Source organism: Stieleria mannarensis, assembly GCF_014154935.1.
Taxonomy (GTDB): domain Bacteria; phylum Planctomycetota; class Planctomycetia; order Pirellulales; family Pirellulaceae; genus Stieleria; species Stieleria mannarensis.
The window spans coordinates 15,305-34,829 of sequence record NZ_JACEHH010000055.1 but is presented as its reverse complement, the minus strand read 5'-3'; the positions used below and the strand labels follow the sequence as shown (position 1 = coordinate 34,829).

The following is a 19,525-nucleotide window of genomic DNA, read 5'->3' as shown; positions in this document are numbered from 1 at the left end:
CGCAGGCCGGGGCGGGATCGCAGCAAACCGGCGCGGGGTCACAAACCGGCACCGGGTCACAGCAGATGACCACCGGCGCGGGGCAGACGGGCTGGGAAACGCAAACGGGTTCCGGGCAACAGACGTCTGCGCAGGAATCAGACGAGTTACCACGGAGACGGTTTAGCAGCCCGCCGGCTGACGCGGGGCCGATGCCCAGCATCACGGTCAAGCAGACAACCAGGGTCCACTGAAAAGCGTTTCGGACCTTTCGATTCATGGTTTTAGGCTCCTGAGCGGCCGATCTGCCGCACGATACACGCGGTTAAGGGGGGAGATTCGGAAAGCGGCGAATGTTAGAACCGACTATGCTAATTCGCCCAAAATCGGGTCACAAGCAGATAAACTGGGCAAATTGGTCTTGTTCTCCGCCGGCCAGAACCCCGGAATCACTCTGTCACCGGCGGCGGTCAACGCGATAAAACCAACGCTGCGTCGATTGCGGATCGACACCGTCGCAGCGTTTCATCACCACCAGTTTACCAGACTCGTCCTCTCCCTACGGTTCAATCAGCCTCATGTTTCGCGTGGTTCAAGGACTGTTTTCGTCGATGAGCCTGGAGCGAAAGTGCCTGCTTTTCTTCGGGTCGGCGTTCACGCTGCTAATGTGCGGCGCGTTTTTGGTGGTGCAAACGCTCGGCAACCGTCTGGTTCAGCGGACCACGCAGCAACGCGCCCAGGATTTGGCCGATGCCCAGCTGATGCTGCTGCACAGTGACGCCAAGTGGGCCCAGACCAGCAGCCCTGAAGCGATTGCGGCCAACCAGCCGATCCTGGCCGGTTTGCGGGCCGAGATGTTGGCCAAGGACATCGAGTTCGAAATCCTGGGGCTGGAAGACGAGGTGACGTACACCAATTTGCCGCCGCTCGCGCCGCCCAAGGATCCCGCCGAGCGGCAGCGGCTGAAAAAGCTGGAACCCCAATTCCGCACCCAATTGGCCCGCCGAATCGCCCAACAACAACCCGACATCTCCGAGTCGATCGACTTGGGGGAAAACGAATCGATGAGCATGATCGGGCTCGGCACGATGCCGGTTCATCAACAACTCGGGCCGGTCGACGGTCGCTACATCTACTACCGCCCCGTCTTTCCCAAACTGACGTGCATCACCTGTCACGCACCCGAAGGCGACAAGGCGACGTTGGCCACGTCGGGCACGCCGATCGAGCAAGCCAGTTTGGCGCCGTTCCGTGTCATCCGTGTCAGCATGCCGTACAAAGACACGGAGAACCAAACCACTTGGATCAGTTCGATCGTCGTCGCGTTGGCATTGTTCATCGTCGCAGCCACGCTGTACATGTTGCACGCGTTGATCCGCTACCTGGTGCTCGAGCCGTTGTATCACTTACGCGACGTCAGTGACTCGATCACCCACGGTGACGTGACGCAGCGTGCGGAGATCGAATCGGAGGACGAGTTTCGCGAGCTGGCCGATGCCTTCAACCGGATGTTGCGCGGGATGCTGGAAAGCCAGGAGAAGGAGCGGATCATCAACGCCGAACTCGACGGCCGGGTCGACCAGTTGGCCCAGCTGAACTGGCAACTCTACGAAGCCAACCGCGTCAAAAGCGATTTCATGGCCAACATGAGCCACGAGTTGCGGACGCCGCTGAACAGCATCATCGGGTTTTCCGATGTGTTGCAAGGCATCGACTCGCTGACCGACAAACAACGGCGTTACGCCCAGAACATTCAAAAGAGCGGTCGTCTGTTGCTGGAAATGATCAACGACATCTTGGACCTGGCCAAAGTCGAAGCGGGAAAGATGGAAGTCCGCCGCAATGAATTCGACCTCGGACGCCTGGTCACCGCGCAGTGCGACATGATCGGTTCGCTGTCCGAGGAGAAAGACATTTCGTTGACCGTCGACGTGCCCGACGATCTGCCGACGGCCTATCAAGACCCCAACAAGCTCGGCCAGATCGTCAACAACCTGCTCTCCAACGCGATCAAGTTCACGCCCGAAGGCGGCATGGTGACGGTGCGGGTGATCGATCTGTCTGGTGGTCTCTCGACCGGCCGGTTCCGGTTGCTGATCATCGACACCGGCGTGGGGATTGCCGAAGAAGACCAATCGGTGATCTTTCAAAAGTTTCGCCAGAGCCGCAAAGTGCTCGACGGCGAGGGGCTGACGCGTGAATTCGCCGGCACCGGTTTGGGGCTTTCGATCGTCAAGGAACTGGCCAAACTGCTCGGCGGCGAAGTCGGTTTCGAAAGCGAACTCGGACGCGGCAGCACGTTTTGGGTGGAGTTGCCGTGGCGATTGAGCGATGAAACATTGCAATCGGCCACCGAGTTGTCTCAGCCGCGCGGATTACCCACCCCGACCAATGGAACCGTCGGGGACGTGCCCGGTGACATGGTCGCCAAGTGAGCGCCCCCCCTGGCCGGTTGCCCCCCCCGGGGTTCACCGAAAGACTCGCCGCCGATTCCACCCGATGCCGATCATCGACACATCACTCCGCCCGACCAAGTCACCCAACCCGCCCAGGCGATGAAACCAGTTCAACTTTTTACCGACGGCGCGTGCAGCGGAAACCCCGGCCCGGGAGGCTGGGCGTTTATCCTCCGCTGCGGCAAAACCGCCAAGGAACTCGAACGCTCCGCCGGTGATCCCCAGACGACCAACAACAAGATGGAACTGCAGGCGGTGATCGAAGGCTTGAAAGCCCTCAAGGAGCCCTGCGAGGTCACGTTGTATGCCGACAGCAGCTACGTGTTGCAAGGCATGCAAAGCTGGATGAAGGGCTGGAAGAGCCGTGGTTGGAAACGCAAAGACGGCTCGAAACTGGTGCCCGTCAAGAACGTCGAACTGTGGAAAGAGTTGGACCGGCTGATGCAAACGCACCAAATCAAATTCGAACATGTCAAAGGCCATAGCGGCCACTTGGAAAACGAACGCTGCGACCAGTTGGCCGTCGCCGCATACCAACGCTACCTGGTCAAGAAATAGGAACCCACAATGAACGAGACCCCGCTGACGGGAAAACGCGTGCTGATCCTGGTCGGAGACATCTACGAGGACCTGGAACTGTGGTACCCGAAACTGCGTTTGATCGAAGCCGGTGCGGCGGTCACCGTGGCCGGCCCCGAAGCGGAACGGTGCTATGCAGGAAAAAACGGCTACCCCTGCGTCTCCGATGCGCGGATCGACGCGATGGATGAAGCGTCCTTTGACGCGCTGGTGGTCCCCGGCGGATTCATGCCAGACAAACTGCGGCGCGACCCGGTCGTGCTGCGATTGGTCCAGGCCTTCAATGAAGCCGGCAAACCGATCGCCGCGATTTGTCATGGCGGTTGGATCCCGATCTCCGCGGGCGTCTATCGGGGCATCAACGTCACCGGATCACCGGGGATCAAAGACGACCTGATCAACGCCGGGGCCACCTACCAGGACGCCGCCGTTGTGGTCGACCGCAACCACGTGACCAGTCGCCGGCCGGATGACCTGCCGGATTTCTGTCGCGAGCTGATCAAGCTCTGTTGCGATTGAGAATCAACGAACGGTTGGCCCGTTCCTTTTGCACGACTTAAGATCGGACACCGCCACCCAAGTGTCCTTGTGGCCGGGCGCGATTGATCAATCCTTGCGCCCCAACGACGCAGCGCCGAATGCCGCGATGCCGCAACCGAGCGCCAAGCCGGCAGTGATCACCGCATTCCAGCCCCACCGCGCCTTCTCGGTGACAACCGCGTGGTAGGTGTAGGGCGACACCAGATCCAGTGAGCGGACCTCCATGTCCTCGAAATCCAGCACGACCGACGCCGGTTCCACCTGCGCGTAACTCTCCTCAACTTCCTGCAAATGCGACTCGGTTGTGGTCGTGGTTTCGATCATTGCCCAACGAACAGCGTTGTATCCGGCCCCCAAGAGCAGCGCGACGGCGATCAAGGCGAGCGCGACAAAGGCGATCGCCCCGCCCCCGGTCGTCGCCGCCGGTGCCGCCTCGCTGGGGGCCGTTTCGACTTGTGGCAATTTTTTCAGCTCACCCAGTTTCGGGATCGCCACGTCGCCTTGGCACTGGGGGCATGGCGTGGTGTCACCCGCCTGAGCAGGGGTGACCGAAAGTTCAGCGTGACAATTTGGGCAAGATAGCAGGTACATCGGCGAAAATATGAAGAAGATTTGAAGTTGTTGCGGGTGGACCCGACTGACGACGGGACTAAAATCTTACCCGTACTCGATCACGCCACGATACACGCCGCTCCCACACCGGACTGACCGCCCCATCGACGCCAGAAACGTTCCGTCTCTCGGCTCGCTGCGGTGCGATCACGACGCCTGTCGGACATCCCCGATGACCCGCGGCTTAATAACGAACTAGTTTGTTCGTACGAGCGATCCGGTGGAAACGGATCTGCGACTCATTTTGGTGGCGTGAACACGTCGGGAACGGCATGGATGGCGAAAGTCGAAGTCCAACACCAGCGATGGTTGCGTGGATGGCAGGAACGAATTTCCATCGACCGATAGAGACCTTCGCGTCCAACTCCCCAGCCTTGATCAAGTGGAACCATTCCGGTTGGTCGGGTTCAGGTGTTACGCGGAAATCAACTCGAAGGTTCATTTTCGTTTGCTGTCATCGATCGCCTAACCGTCGCGAAGTGAAGGCGGGAAGCGAAGACGGGGGTCATGCTTGGGGAAAGTTTGCACGGGAGAATGACGGGCAGCAGCGCTACTGCGCTTTCTCGCTCCCGGTAAAGTCAACCAATCAAGGTCAACTGGGACAACTGGAAAGTTTTTCCAATTGGCCGCGGACACCAGGGAGACGCTAGGGGGGTGGTAGAGTTTTCTCAGCGAATTTCAATCAGACACCGTTGGATAGCTCGCCATGGTACCCGGCGATGCGGTTTGATCACTGACACGTCACCCCTCACTGACACGTCAACCACTGACAACCCGCCGACTGAACTGGAGTAATGGTTTGGTGATTTTCACCAAAACACCCCTACGCCGAACCGACACACTGATCATCATTCATTACAGATACCCTGCACTGTTCCTCTTGGAGTTTTAGTTTTGTTCGATACCCTCTTGGACGAATTTGAAGACGTCGCCGCACAATCCGCCGAAGCGGTGACCGGTGGCTTTCGCAAACTTCCCATTGATGAGAACGAGGAAGATGGTGGCGTGGGTTCGCCTTCGCAGGTGGCCGAGGGCGAGGTTCAACTGGACAGTCCAGACGAATTATTGGCCGTCGAGGAAGCGGAAACCTGGTCCGACGACCCGGTCCGCATGTACCTGACGCAGATGGGTGAAATCCCCTTGCTGACCCGTCGCCAAGAAATCGAATTGGCCAAACGCATTGAAGAGACGCGTCGACGGTTCCGAACCAAACTGCTCGAGAACCATTACGTCTTGGTCGAAGCCTACAAGACGTTGAAGAAGGTCTACCGCGGCCAGCTGCCGTTCGACCGCACCGTCCAGGTCTCGGTGACCGACCGTCTGGAAAAAGAACAGATCATCGGCCGACTGCCGCACAACCTGCTGACCCTGCAAACGCTGCTCAAGCGAAACAAGCACGATTGGAAGGTCGCACTCAGCAAAAGCGCTTCCAAACGCCGCCGCGCCGAAGCCTGGCGGGCCCTGGCACGCCGCCGACGTCGCGCCGTCCGTCTGATCGAAGAGTTGGGACTGCGGACCCAGCGGATCGAAACCCGCATCGAATTGCTGGACAAGTTCAGCCGCCGGATCGCCGAAATCGATTCGCTGATCCGCGACCAACGACGCACCAAGCACGGCCGCGAAACCCGCGACGCCCTGCTTCACGAGCGACGCCAAATCCTGACCGCGTGCCAGGAAACCCCGACCTCGCTCCGCAACCGCGTCCGGATGCTGAAAATGGTCTACGCCGAGTACCAACAGGCCAAGCGAGAACTCAGCGAAGGAAACCTGCGACTGGTCGTCTCGATCGCCAAGAAGTACCGCAACCGCGGACTGTCATTCCTGGACCTGATCCAGGAAGGCAACGCCGGCCTGATGCGTGCGGTCGACAAGTTCGAATACCGCCGCGGATTCAAGTTCTGCACCTACGCGACCTGGTGGATTCGCCAAGCGATCACCCGCGCCGTGGCCGACCAAAGCCGGACCATTCGGATCCCCGTGCACATGGTCGAAACGATGAGCCGCGTTCGCAACGTCGCGCGTCAATTGCTGCAAGAACTCGGACGCGAACCCACGATCGAAGAAACCGCGCGCCGAGCCGATGTGACCGTCGAAGAGGCGCGTCGTGTGCTCACCATGAGCCGCTTCCCGATCTCGCTGGACCGCCCGGTCGGCAACAGCGAAGACAGCCAGTTCGGCGACCTGCTGCCCGACGGCACCGCCGAAAGCCCTCAAATCGGCGCGACGCAAGAAATGCTCCGCGACCGAATCACCAACGTGCTCAAGTCGCTCTCCTATCGCGAACGCGAAATCATCAAGCTCCGCTACGGACTCGGTGACGGTTACAGCTACACGCTGGAAGAGGTCGGGCACATCTTTAAAGTCACACGTGAGCGGATTCGACAGATCGAAGCCAAGGCGGTTCGCAAGTTGCAACAACCCAGCCGCAGCCAAGACTTGGTCGGATTCCTGGATTAGCAGCGACGACCCCATTCGGCTGTTCACCCCATGACGCATCAAGGGCGACGATTGAAAAATCGCCGCCCTTGTTTTTTAAACTCTGATTTAGCAGGCGTAAAAGCCAGCTCACCGCAATGCCGTCCGTCGCCGATGTCCTCTCGCAAGGCTGGAAAGTTCACCAAGCCGGCAAGATCGAGGACGCCCTGCGCGTGTACCAGCACGTCATCAAGCAGGCCCCACGCAACCCTGAAGCGCACGTTTATCTGGGCATCGCGCTATTTGACCAGCGCCGCTACGACGAATCGATCAATGCCTATCGAACCGCGCTGCAACTGAAGGACCAGTTCCCGATCGCCTGGAACAACCTCGGCAATTCGCTGCGGATGACCGGCGCTGTCGAAGAAAGTGACGCCTGCTTCGAAAAAGCCCATGCGTTGGATCCGAACTATTTGTCGGTCTACAAAAACCGCGGCACGCTGTGGATCTGGTCCGGCGAAATCGAACGCGGTCTGGCGTGGTATGAAAAAGGGCTAAAGATCGCGCCTGATGATCCCGAACTGCACCGCAACCTTGGTGTGATCTACCTGCTGCTGGGCGACTTCGAGCGCGGCTGGGCGGAGTATCGTTGGCGTTGGAAAATGGGCGGGCTGCGACGGCCGCAAACGCATGCCCCGCTTTGGAAAGGGGAGCCGATTTCCGGCCGTTCGATCTTGCTGTATCCCGAACAAGGCCGTGGCGATGAAATGCACTTCATTCGCATCGCCAGCGTGCTGGCGGCCGAGGGTGCCCGCGTGGTCGTGCAGACCGCCCCCCAGATGATCCCGCTGTTCACGTCCGTCCACGGCGTGCAGACGCTGCTGCCGGTGGGCAGCCAACTGCCGCCGGTGGACTACCACGCGTCGTTCCTGGATGCCGTCGACGGATGGTTTCAAGCCAACGGCAAACTGCCCTACGGCGCGGACAGCTTCTTTCAACGCGGGAACCATTGCGGCTACCTGAACGTTTCCGATCCGCTGGTCAACTACTGGCATCACTGGATGGAAAAGAACGCGATGGGCAAAGACCATCGAAAACGGATCGGAATCGCCTGGCAGGGCAACCCCAAGCACCATGCCGATGTGTATCGCAGCATCGCGTTGGAGGAACTTCGACCGCTGGCCGAAGACGAATCCTTGCATTTGGTCAGCTTGCAATTCGGATTCGGCAGCGAGCAACTGGACCAAGCTGACTTTGGAGACTCGATCAGCCGACTGCCCGACGACACCGACACCAGCGGCGGCGCCTTTACCGACACCGCTGCGGTGATGAAAAACCTGGACCATGTGGTCACCACCGACACTTCGGTCGCGCACCTGGCCGGCGCGCTCGGTGTTCCGACCACCGTCATGCTCGGTCGGGTCCCCGATTGGCGTTGGTTACGCGAGGGGGACCAAACGCCTTGGTACCCCAGCATGCGATTGGTCCGCCAACGCGAAATGGGCCACTGGAGCGACGCCGTCCAGGCCGCGCATCAAACGTTGAATTAGTGTGGGATAGGCTTCCAGCCTGTCGATGCCTCCGAGAGAGCCTGACTAGCTGGACAGCACGCGTTCCCGACCGTCCACAACTGACTTCCACTACAATGGTCCGAACTGGGAGACTCATGCACTCCCAGCCCACCAAACCGACTGCGATATATCCGAATTCATGTCCGCGGCTCAAAGATACATTCCCAACTATACGGTCGAAGACTATCTCGGTTGGGAGGGTGACTGGGAGCTATGGTCTGGGATTCCGGTCTCGATGAGCCCCAGCCCCTTCGGCAGACACCAAGCGATTGCGGCGCGTGTCGTCTATGAATTGCACCGTGCAATCCTGGAATCCGGTTGTCACGCGGAAGTGCTTCACGAGATCGACTGGATCGTCAGCGACGAGACCGTGGTACGACCTGATGTGCTCGTGTCCTGCGACGGAGTCCCGGATCGGCATGTGCAGAACCCTCCCGGGTTGGTCGTTGAGGTGCTTTCAGAAACCACGCGAGAAAGAGACCTCACCTTCAAGCAGACTCTCTACCGCGATTTCCGGGTGGGAACCTATTTGATTGTGGACCCCGATGACAACAGCATCGTGATGTGGACACGCGACCCAAACGACAATTGGCACCAGACCCAACCGGCAGGACAGATCGAACTGCGCCCCTGTGGTGATTGCGTTTTGACCGTTGATTGCAACCGCTTTTTCCCCTGAACCCCTCGATCATTGAACATCTTGATGAAACACCAAAGACTTCTCGAAACCGTCGCGATTGCGATGCTCCTGATCACCACGACGGGGGCAACCGTTGCAATCGGCGGCCCGACACGACTGGAAGCCCGAGCCAGTGAAATCGATCCACGCTGCAAAGCGCATCCCGAAATCGGCTTTTTGATCGAAGACGCCAAAGGCCGACCGGCCGACGTTCAACACGCCTCGGTCGACACCAGTGTCCCCGCCAAAGGCAAGTTGGTGATCTGGTTGATGGGCAACAACACGGCCCTGTTCGATCGCTTGAACAGCTATGGCCTGCACGTGATCCGTCCGCACTACGCGAACCGCTGGTTTTCGATTTGTTGCCGCCAGAAGCCGGTCGGCGAGCACTGTCGCGGCAACATTCGCCTGGAGGCGGCAACCGGAGAAGACTTTAGCGACGAAGTCGACATCCCCAAGCCCGACGGCATGATGGAACGGTCGCTTCAGTTTGTCCGTTGGCTTAGCGAAACGCATCCCGAGGGCAACTGGGACCAATTCTTGACCGCGGACGGATTACAACTTCGCTGGGACGATGTGATCGTTTCGGGCAGCTCGCACGGATCGACCACCGCAGCCCGGTTCGCCAAACATGTGAAAGTCAGCCGCGTGGTGGCGTTGTGCGGCCCGCGGGATCAGCACCAGGTCTGGCAGGCCCTGCCCTCGGCGACGCCCGAGAATCGCTACTTCGGGTTTTCACACGTCTTGGACGGCGGTTGGACGGGCGACCATTATTGCCGCAGTTGGGAATTGCTGGGGATGCACAAGTTCGGCCCGATCGTCAACGTCGACCAGGCCCAGCCGCCGTACTCCAACACCCGCCGGCTGATCACGGATTTCGACGTCGGTGGCGACGCCGGCCGCGCCCACAGCAGCGTCCAACCGGGCAGCCGGGCCTACAAAAATCCGACCGACGGATCCTTCATGCACGAACCCGTCTGGCGTTACCTCTACACGCACCCGGTCGACCAAGTCGGTGATGCAACACCGCTGGACGAGAGCTGTGACAAGCAACAGCGGCAGGATTAAAAGAACCGTGCCAGCGTCTGTTCGCTCGGTTTGGGCGTGACCAACGACACCACGATCATCGTGACCAGCGAGCTGGCCAACATCACGACAACCGGCATGATCTCGTATTCCTCGCCGCCCAGGGGCAACTTCAGCACGAACGTCCGCAACGCGTCTTGCTCGAGCGCCTGATAGAACAAAACGCTCCAGCTGACAATCGCCGCAAAGATTCCGCTGATCGCGCCGGCCGCAGTGAGACCGCGCCAGTAAAGTGCCGCAAACACGATCGGGAACAGGGCACTGAACCCGCTAAAGCACCACACGCCCATCGCGAACACGCTTTTGACGTTCCCCAGGCTCAGCAGATAGGTGATCGCGACGATCCCGATGATGAACAACCGCGTGTACAGGACTTGTTGTGCGTCGGAGACGTTTTCCTTGCCCTTGTAATGCGTCAACACATCGTTGGTGAAGATCGTGCCGATGCACAGGAACTGACTGTCCAAGCTGCTCATGATCGCCGCCAGAATCCCCGCGGCCAACAAACCGCCGAGCACCTTGCCGGTTTGCGTCTTGACCAGGAACGGCAGGATTGTATTCGGATTGCTCGGCAATGGCGGTTTGGGAGGAATCAAATCGCCCGTCGCCCAGATGCCGACCAGCACGCACGGCACCCACACGATCATGATGAACAACGGGTGACAGATCACCGGCACCTTGAACGTGTTGGCGCTTTTGGCGGTCATCCAGTGCTGGAACAGGTGCGGAAACATGCCGACCGACAACGGAATCAACAAGTACGTAAAGAACTTCGTCTTGCTCATCTCCATCCGAGTGATCTTTTCTTCGGGGACGGATTCGGCCAGCGCTTGCAAGTTCGCCATCAGCCCGTCTTGGCCACCCAGGCGAGAGGCGATGACATAGAACGTGACGATGCCCAGGATCATGAACACGATCGTCTGCAGCGTGTTGGCCCAGGTCGTCCCCCGCATGCCGCCGAAGAACACGTAGACCAGCACCACCACGCAGATCACCAGCGACCCCAACCAGGGCGGGACGCCGCCGTTGAGCGCCACGATCGGGTTGCCGTCCGGAGTGAGCGCCTGAAACATTTCCACATTCGGAGCCAATCCGGCGGTCAACGACTGGATCACCGTCCCGCTGCTGATCACGCCGATCAACAGGTAGGGCACCACCAGGCCGACCAGGATGGGGAACAGCAACAATCCGATGAAGTCGCTTTCCAACCGGTCGCGAAAGAACTCGATTTGAGTCGTGTACTTGTGTCGTCGGGCGAATTTCCAAACCTTCACACCGATCACAAAGAAACACAGCGAGTGGATGATCCCGCTGCTGCTGGCCAGCATCCCGTAGACGCCGATGCCTTCTTTAAAGGCCTCGCCGCTGCTGCCGACCAACGCGAACGCCGTCATCGTCGTCCCGAACAGACTCATCAACAACAGGAACGGACCGATCGAGTGGCTCGCGACCTGGTAGTCTTCTTTGGTGCCTTTGAACAGCCGGCTTGATGACAACCCGAGCAGCAGCAGCAAGCCCAGATAGCACAGGATGATGATTAATTGGGGCAGTCCTGGATGATTCACGACGTCGCCTCCTCGCTGGAGGTGCCTTCGAGTTGCTCAACCACTTCGTCATCCAGCGGCCACGCGATCACCGTCGCCAAGGCCCAGGTCAAACTGGCACCGATGGAAATACAGGCATGCCAGAACAGGCCGATCGGAATGAAGCCGAACACCAGCGTGTCGTCGGTCCAAAACCAATTGTCCTGGTGCAGAATCAGCAGCAGCACCACCAACGCGGCGATGATCCACATGCCGTTGGATTTGGGAGTCGTGGAACTCGTCATTGAAAATCCGATCGAAAGTCGTTTTCTAAAGGCGGGAAACCGGGCGGGAGAGTCCAAGAGTGTACCCCGTCAGCCGACCGCGCTGGTAGCCGGGTCGGAAAGGTTGGTGTTTAGCCTGAAGGCGGCGCGTATCTGCTCGAGGATCGACTAAAACCCGCCTGGACATCGGTTTGATGTAGCTACGCTCGCCAGAGCGTGGACAACGCCGGGGATCCACCTTCTGGCGAAGGTAGCTACCTCCGCACGGCGATTCACCGTCTTTCGTATTCAAAGTGGCGCTGCCCAGTTGGACACCAACCATTGTGGGATAGGCATTTAACGCGGCATCCCGCCAAATCGAGCACCTATCCCGCTTCGGCAGGTCTGTTATCCTCGGGTGTTGCCTTTCAACCCACTAAAAATCCCCGTGTCATCAACCCACGACCTTATCGCCACCTGCGCCTTCGGACTCGAAGCGATCGTCCGCCGCGAGCTGGAAACGCTGGGCATCGAAGCCACGATCGGCGAATCCGGGCGAGTCCACTTTCGCGGCGACCTGGAAACGATCGCGCTGGCGAATTTACAGCTGCGCTGTGCCGACCGTGTACTGATTCGCGTCGCCGAATTCCCCGCGGCAGACTTTGACGCCTTGTTTGAAACGGTACGGGCGATCCCGTGGGGGGACCTGTTGCCCATCGACGCCGAATTCCCGGTCACCGGACGATCGATCAAATCACAACTTTCCAGCGTCCCGGCCTGTCAACGAACCGTCAAACGCGCAATCGTCGACGCGATGCTCCGCGATCACCGGGCCACCACACTGGATGAAACCGGCCCCCTGTTCAAGATCGACGTCGCGCTACTGAAAGACACCGCGACGCTGACGATCGACACGACCGGGCGCAGCCTGCATCGCCGCGGCTACCGAACCGACATCTCCCAGGCTCCACTGAAGGAAACCCTGGCAGCGGCCATGGTCCTGCTCAGCTTTTGGAAACCCGATCGGCCGCTACTGGATCCGTTCTGCGGCAGCGGCACCATCCCGATCGAAGCGGCCCGCATCGGCCGCAACATCGCCCCGGGGATCGACCGCGACTTCACCTTCGAATCTTGGCCCACGGTTGCAACGACCCTGCTGCCGGATTTGCGCAGTCGGGCGATCGCCGCCCAAGTCGACTCGATCGAGGAACGGATTCTCGGCAGCGATCTCGATGGCCGCGTTCTACGCGCGGCACGCGACAATGCGGAACGCGCCGGCGTAGCCGATTCGATTCACTTTCAACCCGGCGACGCACTCAGGCTGACCAGCCGGCGCCGTTTCGGATGCCTGATCACCAACCCGCCCTACGGCAGACGCATCGGCGAGGATCGAGAACTCGATGCGCTCTATCACGCCTTGCCGGACGTGCTGCGTGGGTTGCCGACCTGGTCGCACTATTTTCTGACCGCCTATCCGAATTTCGAACACGCCGTGGGACGCCAGGCCGACCGGCGACGAAAACTGTACAACGGTCGAATCGAATGCACCTACTATCAGTTCCACGGCCCCAAACGCGTCGTCGGCGATCGGGGCGAAGCGGCCGAAGTGGCATCCAGCGATGCCGCTGCGAAACCGCACGACGCACCGGGTGACCACACCGCGCCGCCGGAAAAACCGTACACGCACGCCGCCGGCCCGGCCGCGTTCGGACACTTGGATGCCAAGGCGACGCATCAGGCGGAATTGTTCGCCACCCGGCTGCGCAAACGCGCCAAGCATTTGCGACGCTGGCCGACGAAACGCAACATCACCTGTTTTCGACTCTACGAACGCGACATCCCCGAGATCCCGCTGATCGTTGACCGCTACGAAGACCACTTGCACATCACCGAATACGAGCGTCCTCACGATCGTGACCCCGCCCAGCACGCCAACTGGTTGGACCTGATGGCGCGGACCGCCGGCGAGACGTTGGAGGTGCCCGCATCCAACGTGCACTTCAAACGTCGCGGTCGCCAGAAAGGCAACACCCAGCACGAGAAAGTCGACCACACGGGCAACCGATTCGTGGTTCACGAAGGCGGCCTGAAATTTCTCGTTAACCTGGACGACTATGTCGACACGGGACTGTTTCTCGATCACCGCGTCGCCCGCTCGATGGTCCGCGATCTCGCCAAAGACAAGTGGGTGCTGAACCTGTTCTGCTACACCGGCGCGTTCACCGTCTATGCCGCCGCCGGCGGCGCGCGGAAAACGACCAGCGTCGACCTGTCGAACACCTACCTTTCGTGGACGAAGGAGAACCTCCGGATCAACGGCCTGATCGACGCGAAACGCCAAGACGGGCATTCATTCATCGCCAGCGATGTCGAGCAATTCATTGCCGATCATCCCGCCGGCGAACGCTACGATCTGGTCGTGTTCGATCCGCCGACCTATTCACGCAGCAAGAAGACCGAGAAAGATTGGAACGTGCAAACCGATGCGATCCCGATGCTGCAGACCCTGTTACCGTTGGTCCGCAAAGGCGGTGTGATTCTGTTTTCGACCAACTTTCGACGCTTCAAATTCGATCCGGATGCGCTCGACGTAGCGGAGTGCCACGAAATTTCCAAACAGACCGTGCCGGAAGACTTTCGCAACCGCCGCATCCACCGCTGCTGGCGGATCGTCCGCTAACACTGGAACAGGCGTCTAGGATTGTCATCGATTGTGGGTCGACGCCCCGATCGACGCTTCGGGCTCGCATTCTATAACTTCGGCATGCCGAGCGGGTTCAAGGCCTATGTCGATCAAATCGTTCGCGTCGGCCGAACGTTCGATTTTCACCCCGATCGCCACGATTCCGCGTACACGCCACTGGTCCACGGGAAACGTTTGATCGCGGTGATCTCGCGAGGCGACGGAGGTTACGGTCCCGGTGGACGCAACGAAACGCTGAATCACCTCGATCCACACTTGCGAACGGTGTTTTCGTTCATCGGTGTGACGGAGGTTGAAATCGTCGCGATCGAGAATGATGAACATGGCGGGTCCGCATTGGCGGATTCCTTGGACTCGGCTCGCCGCCAGCTTTTGAAGCTTGCCGGAGAATACGCAGCGATGGCATGAAACGCCTATCGAGGAGGCTGGATCACGGTGGGCTGGCTTGGTCGATTTCCTTCGGGGCTTCGAGCATCGATTGCAGCATCGGCATGACGACGCTTTGATACACGCCGCGGGCCATCGGATAGCGTTTCATCAATTCGAAGGTGTCATACAATTGCTGGCCGCTGGCGGCATCGGTCGGCACACGCATCTGACGTCCTTGAGCGTCGACCATCACAGTTTCGTATTGCCAGGCTCCCGATTCATCACGGGTCCGCACGACATCCGATAGCTGCGCCGTGTCGATGTCGAACTCGCCTTCACCAGGCGGCTCTTTGGTGGCGTACTGGTCGACGTCCAACCCGAGCGACCGGGCGATGGTCGACGAAACCTGTTGGACCGATTGTTCACTGGCGACCGACTCCAGCCGCTTGAGATTCCGTTCCAGCTCCGTCAGTTTCTGCTGATCGGAAAGTTTTTCGGTCGCCTTGATTTGCGAGTCGACCGAACGCTGAATCTGATCCGGCGGAACGTCCGGCTGCGGAAGATCGACTTGCGGAAGATCGACTTGTTCAGCGACGATCGGGGAGGCCGGCGACGGGGGTGGCGATTCATCGGCCGTGTTTGTGGTGACCATCGGGGGCGAGGCGACATCGCCGCGGGGGACGTACCACACCAGCAACACGGCCAGCAAGCAGGCGTGAAAGGCGAGTGAGATGACGATTGCTTTTCGATTGCGCGTCATGGCGATGTGGAAACGGTTGGCCGGTCGCAGGCTCTAAGGGCAAAGCCTTTCGACGATCCACTGTGAACCTTGCTGGCGATAACAGAGTCGATCGTGCAGACGACTGTCACGGCCTTGCCAGAATTCAAAACGGCTGGGGCTGACACGGTATCCGCCCCAATCATCCGGGCAAGGGATCTCTTTATCCGCATACCGATTCTTCAACTCCTCCAAACGTTTCTCTAACACGCCACGGGAGTCGACGACGGTCGATTGCTGGCTGACCAAGGCACCGAGTTGGCTGTCACGCGGCCGGCTTCGAAAGTAGCGGACCGATTGCTCGCGTGACGCCTGGGCCGCGGTGCCTTCGATCCGCACCTGGCGCTGGACGTGGGGCCATAAAAAGCACAGTGAGACGTTCGGGTTGGAACGAATCTGCCCGGCCTTGTGGGATTGGTAGTTGGTGTAGAACCAAAACTGGTCGTCCTCGAGCCCCTTGAGCAAGACGATGCGGCTGGACACCCGGCCTTGCCCGTCGCTGGTCGACAGCGTCATCGCGTTGGCTTCCACCCAATCGGGTAGTGGCCCCTGCGCCGGTGACCCCTGGATTGCCTCGGCCAGCCATGTGCGGAACTGAACCAGCGGGTCCGCGGCGATGTCTTTCTCTTCCAGGCGGCCGAGCTTGTAGCTTTGCCGCATTTCGTCAAGGCTCATGGTCGTCTTTTTTCGAGGCGATGGAGTTGGCACGCGCGGTGCGTTATTGAGAGTCGGCGAATCAGCGAGCTGCCAAATTGGCAGCTCGGGTTGTCTTGTTTATAGGTGAAGTCATGCAGGAATTGAATCCTCCCCAACCGTCAGAATCCATGATCGGAAAGCTGCTCGTTGCATCGACGTCTGTGCAAGACCCGGTGTTGAGTCGATCCGTTTCGCTGATCGTGCATCAGGATAGCGACAACGTGTTTGCGGTGCTGCTCAATCGCCCCATGACCGCTCCGCCGGGATTGGCGAAGCTGCTCGGATCGTCGGCCGGCCAGGCCGCGCCGGGGGATGCGAACCAACCGGGCGCGTCGCACGACAGGCTCGGGGCTTCGGATTCCCCCTCGGGCCCGCCGTCGTTTCCGACCAATTTGCCGGGGGCGGGATCGGACACTGCAGGGCCGCCCGCGTCGCTCCCCGTCGCTGGCAACAAGCATGTGGTGGCCGCCGAGGCAGCCGCCGAGGCATCGAAGTCGCTGGGCACGATTCATTTCGGCGGGCCGCTTTCTGGGCCGGTCGTCGCCGTCCACAGTTCCAGCGAGCATGCCGAAGCCCAGGCCGGCAAGGGGATTTATGTGGCCGCCCAGCGAGACATGCTGGAGACGTTGGTCCGGCAAAAACCGGGACCGTTCCGCTTGATCGTCGGGCACCTGGGTTGGACCAACGACCAGCTTCGTGCCGAGCGTGACGCGGGTTTCTGGCACATGATCGATGCCACCGACGAAGACGTCTTTGCAGGTGATCATGAACTGTGGCCGACGGTCATTCGCCGGGCAACCACACGCTCGCTGACCAACTGGTTGGGGATCCCCGACACACCGTATGCCGCCGAGGTGAATTGATCGGCGCGCCGGGCGTCGAAGCGGTTGAGCAACGCCCGCGGATTTCGGCTATCGCCGTTCGGCTTTCTTGGTACCTTTGAAGCACGCGCCCGATCGGCCGTTTTCCCCTTTCATCCCTGTGCCGCCCGCTTGCCGTGACCGACGATCACTCCCAACCGACCGAAGACGAACGCCTCAAAAAATTCCGCATCACGCGCAAGCGTCTCGGGACGATCCGGTTCATCGACCCCAAGGGTGATTATGGCTTCATCGAGGCGGAGGACTTTCGCGACGACGTGTTCTTTCACCACACCGTTTGGCAATTCGGAGGCGCGGAGGCGGAAGGGGCAGGTGAACTGCGTCAAAACAATTCGGATCAACCGAGAAAGCTGGTCCCCGAGGAGTTGGTGACAAAGTTCGTCGAGTTCGAGATCGATGACGAGATCTTTGAATCGGAACAGCGTCTGCGTGCCAAGGCGGTTCGATTGACCAAACGTCCCAAGGGGCGAAAACTGTCCGGCCGTGACGCGACGTTCAACGTCGTCACCCATCATCCCAAGGCACGTCGCAAACGTCCCGATTGGCGGAATTGAAACGCCGGGAAAGGCTTGCCACCCCGGCGTCGCCGCCACCGAATCAGGCGACCGGTAGCAGCAGGATGCCGTTGATCAGCGTAAGGATTTGGAAATTCATTCCGACTCAGGATCTGCCTCGCTTTCTTCGGGTTCTGCTTCGGTGTCAACATTCTCCTTTGGCCCGATCAATTCCTTCAAGAGCGCGGGCAATGTTTCGCCACGAGCTTCCAGCGAAACGATCTTTCCATCTTGATCGACCAGGATGGCCGTCGGGATTTCGGTGATGTCATAGCGTTTGGCCATCGATTCTCCCTCGGCATCGGGGTCATAGATGGAAGGCCAGGGGATCTCGGCCGAATCGATGTACTCCTCGGCCTTGTCTCGTTCGCGGTCCAAACACACGCCGACGACTTCGAAGCCGCGGTCATGGTAAGCTTCGTACTGTTCCTTGATGTTGGGGATTTCGCGTCGGCAGGGGCCGCACCACGACGCCCAAAAATCGACCAGGACGACTTTGCCTTGATAGTCTGCCCAGTCGATCGGCTCTCCGCTGATCAGCACTCCGTCGACAACGATCGGCTTTCCGATCAGGTCCAGTTTCGTTTGGAGCTTGTCGGCCGAGCGTTTTAAACTTGCGATCGCGGTTCGGATTTCAGGATCATCTTCGCCATGCTGCTGAAGCATTTCTGCGAACTCTCGGTAGACTCGGATCGCGGAACGTGGCTTTCCGGCCCGGCGAAATGAGCTTGCCAGCCCATGAGCGATGCCCGGCCCCAGCGGTTGCGGCAAACCTTCGGCGTCTTCACCGGCCAGTGCTTTCGCGTCTTCAATCAACTGGGCGATTTCTTCATCGGTCATCTCGCCAACATTTTTCGAACGCGCCTGCAGCTGATTGATTCGAGGCAATAATTTCATCAAAGCGGAATTGGGCAACCTTGGCAGAGCAACGCTCTGGGCGGCGGGTGAAAGGTCGATTTCGGAACTGTCGGAGGCTTCGACATTTTGGTTGCGTTGGACGCGGAAGTCGGCGAAGGTGACGTTGACTTCATCGGGAATCGTCTTGACCCCCGAAATGCCCGCAAGAAAGGTTTGACCGGGGGGGATTTTCGCGGTGCCCATTTCGTGCCACTCCTCACCGGCATGGCGGACGAGTCCCCGAACGGTCGATCCACTGATTTCCAACCGCAATTCGACGTTCCGGGCCGGGTCGAGCGGAAAATCGGCGAACCGGCCCATCCGTGTCCGCTTGGCATCAATCCGTTGCTCAAAGTTGGTGTAGAAGGATTTCTTGCCGTTGCGAATGAAGCTGGCGCGTTCCAGCCGGATGTAACTCCGTGAATCCTGCATCAGCACCAAACCGCCGCTGACGTAGGCGTAGGCCAGCTCCGGTAGCGGCAGATTGCCTTGGACGATGACCGAGATGGAATGATCACCGCTGATCGAACGCAGGACGCGGGGCGCATTCATGCGATTGCTTTCCGCGTCCAAACCATGTGGACCTGGACCGAAGGTGACCGCGACGCTGTTCTTTCCCACCTGGAAACGGCAATCGCCATTCGGATCGACCATCTGTCCCCAGCCGTCGATCGTCCCATAAACGTGATCGGCCGAGTGGGCCGACGGAATCAGTAGACAAATCAACAGGGTCGCATTCATCAGACGTTTCATCGTGGCCCTCGCCGCCGGCGGTTGGAAAAGTGTCTCCTCTTAATAGAAACAGATTTGCGGCGGGAACATGGCGGCGAAAGTCGGAAAAAACGCTGAAAATCCTTTTCAGCACGTCGCCATCGCATCGATCAGAAACATCGTGAATCGCCGGTCAAACGTAGCTACCTTCGCCAGAAGGTGGGACCCCGGG

Annotated in this window: 17 protein-coding genes; 11 read left to right on the top strand and 6 right to left on the bottom strand. The window is 59.6% G+C overall.

All coding sequences use genetic code 11. The annotated features are described in order from the left end of the window. Window positions 1-557 precede the first annotated feature (557 nt). The 3 genes from H1B37_RS27330 (at window position 558) to H1B37_RS27320 (ending at window position 3,533) form a co-directional block, all read left to right on the top strand. Window positions 558-2,414 carry a sensor histidine kinase gene (locus H1B37_RS27330; RefSeq protein ID WP_182870455.1) on the top strand — a complete coding sequence of 619 codons (1,857 nt, stop codon included), beginning with the start codon at window positions 558-560 and terminating at the stop codon, window positions 2,412-2,414. 120 nt (window positions 2,415-2,534) lie between these two features. Next, entirely contained in the window at window positions 2,535-2,993 is a 459-nt protein-coding gene (gene rnhA / locus H1B37_RS27325; protein WP_182870454.1) for a ribonuclease HI, read from the top strand. A gap of 9 nt (window positions 2,994-3,002) precedes the next feature. Then, window positions 3,003-3,533: a type 1 glutamine amidotransferase domain-containing protein gene (locus H1B37_RS27320; RefSeq protein WP_182870453.1), complete on the top strand. Its 531-nt coding sequence runs from the start codon at window positions 3,003-3,005 to the stop codon at window positions 3,531-3,533. An 87-nt stretch (window positions 3,534-3,620) separates the two neighbouring features. Here the strand turns inward: H1B37_RS27320 and H1B37_RS27315 are convergent, their stop codons facing one another. Then, window positions 3,621-4,049 carry a hypothetical protein gene (locus tag H1B37_RS27315; RefSeq protein ID WP_182870452.1) on the bottom strand — a complete coding sequence of 143 codons (429 nt, stop codon included), beginning with the start codon at window positions 4,047-4,049 and terminating at the stop codon, window positions 3,621-3,623. A gap of 1,026 nt (window positions 4,050-5,075) precedes the next feature. Here H1B37_RS27315 and H1B37_RS27310 point away from each other — a divergent pair. The 4 genes from H1B37_RS27310 (at window position 5,076) to H1B37_RS27295 (ending at window position 9,899) form a co-directional block, all read left to right on the top strand. Next, window positions 5,076-6,623, top strand: a complete 1,548-nt coding sequence (locus tag H1B37_RS27310; RefSeq protein ID WP_286178250.1) for a sigma-70 family RNA polymerase sigma factor — start codon at window positions 5,076-5,078, stop codon at window positions 6,621-6,623. Between the two features lie 116 nt (window positions 6,624-6,739). Continuing rightward, entirely contained in the window at window positions 6,740-8,131 is a 1,392-nt protein-coding gene (locus tag H1B37_RS27305) for a tetratricopeptide repeat protein (RefSeq protein ID WP_182870450.1), read from the top strand. A gap of 160 nt (window positions 8,132-8,291) precedes the next feature. After that, window positions 8,292-8,831, top strand: a complete 540-nt coding sequence (locus H1B37_RS27300) for a Uma2 family endonuclease (protein ID WP_182870449.1) — start codon at window positions 8,292-8,294, stop codon at window positions 8,829-8,831. A gap of 63 nt (window positions 8,832-8,894) precedes the next feature. Beyond that, a complete protein-coding gene (locus tag H1B37_RS27295; protein WP_436298922.1) occupies window positions 8,895-9,899 on the top strand; it encodes a BPSS1187 family protein in 1,005 nt (334 codons plus the stop codon). Here H1B37_RS27295 and H1B37_RS27290 read toward each other — a convergent pair. Together H1B37_RS27290 and H1B37_RS27285 are read right to left on the bottom strand one after the other, a co-directional pair. Next, window positions 9,896-11,482 carry a sodium:solute symporter family protein gene (locus H1B37_RS27290; protein ID WP_353620935.1) on the bottom strand — a complete coding sequence of 529 codons (1,587 nt, stop codon included), beginning with the start codon at window positions 11,480-11,482 and terminating at the stop codon, window positions 9,896-9,898. The genes H1B37_RS27295 and H1B37_RS27290 overlap by 4 nt on opposite strands. Continuing rightward, entirely contained in the window at window positions 11,479-11,745 is a 267-nt protein-coding gene (locus H1B37_RS27285; RefSeq protein ID WP_182870447.1) for a DUF3311 domain-containing protein, read from the bottom strand. The genes H1B37_RS27290 and H1B37_RS27285 overlap by 4 nt, the downstream gene beginning before the upstream one ends. Before the next feature lie 406 nt (window positions 11,746-12,151). Here H1B37_RS27285 and rlmKL point away from each other — a divergent pair, with 406 nt between their 5' ends. Further along, the gene (rlmKL, locus tag H1B37_RS27280; protein ID WP_182870446.1) at window positions 12,152-14,383 is read left to right on the top strand and encodes a bifunctional 23S rRNA (guanine(2069)-N(7))-methyltransferase RlmK/23S rRNA (guanine(2445)-N(2))-methyltransferase RlmL; all 2,232 of its coding nucleotides are present in this window, start codon (window positions 12,152-12,154) and stop codon (window positions 14,381-14,383) included. 21 nt (window positions 14,384-14,404) lie between these two features. Beyond that, window positions 14,405-14,815 (top strand): NAD(P)H-dependent oxidoreductase, encoded by a 411-nt coding sequence (locus H1B37_RS27275; RefSeq protein WP_286178249.1) that lies wholly within the window; start codon window positions 14,405-14,407, stop codon window positions 14,813-14,815. A 22-nt stretch (window positions 14,816-14,837) separates the two neighbouring features. Here H1B37_RS27275 and H1B37_RS27270 read toward each other — a convergent pair whose 3' ends face one another. Further along, window positions 14,838-15,536 carry a hypothetical protein gene (locus H1B37_RS27270; protein ID WP_182870445.1) on the bottom strand — a complete coding sequence of 233 codons (699 nt, stop codon included), beginning with the start codon at window positions 15,534-15,536 and terminating at the stop codon, window positions 14,838-14,840. 33 nt (window positions 15,537-15,569) lie between these two features. Then, window positions 15,570-16,229, bottom strand: a complete 660-nt coding sequence (gene pdxH / locus H1B37_RS27265) for a pyridoxamine 5'-phosphate oxidase (RefSeq protein WP_182870444.1) — start codon at window positions 16,227-16,229, stop codon at window positions 15,570-15,572. Window positions 16,230-16,306: 77 nt separating this feature from the next. Between pdxH and H1B37_RS27260 the strand changes: the two genes are divergently transcribed. Both H1B37_RS27260 and H1B37_RS27255 read left to right on the top strand, forming a co-directional pair. After that, a complete protein-coding gene (locus tag H1B37_RS27260; protein ID WP_182870443.1) occupies window positions 16,307-17,113 on the top strand; it encodes a YqgE/AlgH family protein in 807 nt (268 codons plus the stop codon). 134 nt (window positions 17,114-17,247) lie between these two features. Then, a complete protein-coding gene (locus tag H1B37_RS27255) occupies window positions 17,248-17,685 on the top strand; it encodes a S1 domain-containing protein (RefSeq protein ID WP_182870442.1) in 438 nt (145 codons plus the stop codon). Between the two features lie 96 nt (window positions 17,686-17,781). Here H1B37_RS27255 and H1B37_RS27250 read toward each other — a convergent pair whose 3' ends face one another. Beyond that, entirely contained in the window at window positions 17,782-19,335 is a 1,554-nt protein-coding gene (locus H1B37_RS27250) for a redoxin family protein (RefSeq protein WP_182870441.1), read from the bottom strand. Between the last annotated feature and the right edge of the window lie 190 nt (window positions 19,336-19,525).

Excerpts from the sequence above, each read along its gene's own strand:
- H1B37_RS27300 (WP_182870449.1), top strand. The coding sequence starts at position 8,292 with ATGTCCGCGGCTCAAAGATACATTCCCAACTATACGGTCGAAGACTAT.
- H1B37_RS27295 (WP_436298922.1), top strand. The coding sequence starts at position 8,895 with ATGCTCCTGATCACCACGACGGGGGCAACCGTTGCAATCGGCGGCCCG.
- H1B37_RS27270 (WP_182870445.1), bottom strand. The coding sequence starts at position 15,536 with ATGACGCGCAATCGAAAAGCAATCGTCATCTCACTCGCCTTTCACGCC.
- rnhA (WP_182870454.1), top strand. The coding sequence starts at position 2,535 with ATGAAACCAGTTCAACTTTTTACCGACGGCGCGTGCAGCGGAAACCCC.
- pdxH (WP_182870444.1), bottom strand. The coding sequence starts at position 16,229 with ATGAGCCTTGACGAAATGCGGCAAAGCTACAAGCTCGGCCGCCTGGAA.
- H1B37_RS27250 (WP_182870441.1), bottom strand. The coding sequence starts at position 19,335 with ATGAAACGTCTGATGAATGCGACCCTGTTGATTTGTCTACTGATTCCG.
- H1B37_RS27320 (WP_182870453.1), top strand. The coding sequence starts at position 3,003 with ATGAACGAGACCCCGCTGACGGGAAAACGCGTGCTGATCCTGGTCGGA.
- H1B37_RS27285 (WP_182870447.1), bottom strand. The coding sequence starts at position 11,745 with ATGACGAGTTCCACGACTCCCAAATCCAACGGCATGTGGATCATCGCC.
- H1B37_RS27305 (WP_182870450.1), top strand. The coding sequence starts at position 6,740 with ATGCCGTCCGTCGCCGATGTCCTCTCGCAAGGCTGGAAAGTTCACCAA.
- H1B37_RS27330 (WP_182870455.1), top strand. The coding sequence starts at position 558 with ATGTTTCGCGTGGTTCAAGGACTGTTTTCGTCGATGAGCCTGGAGCGA.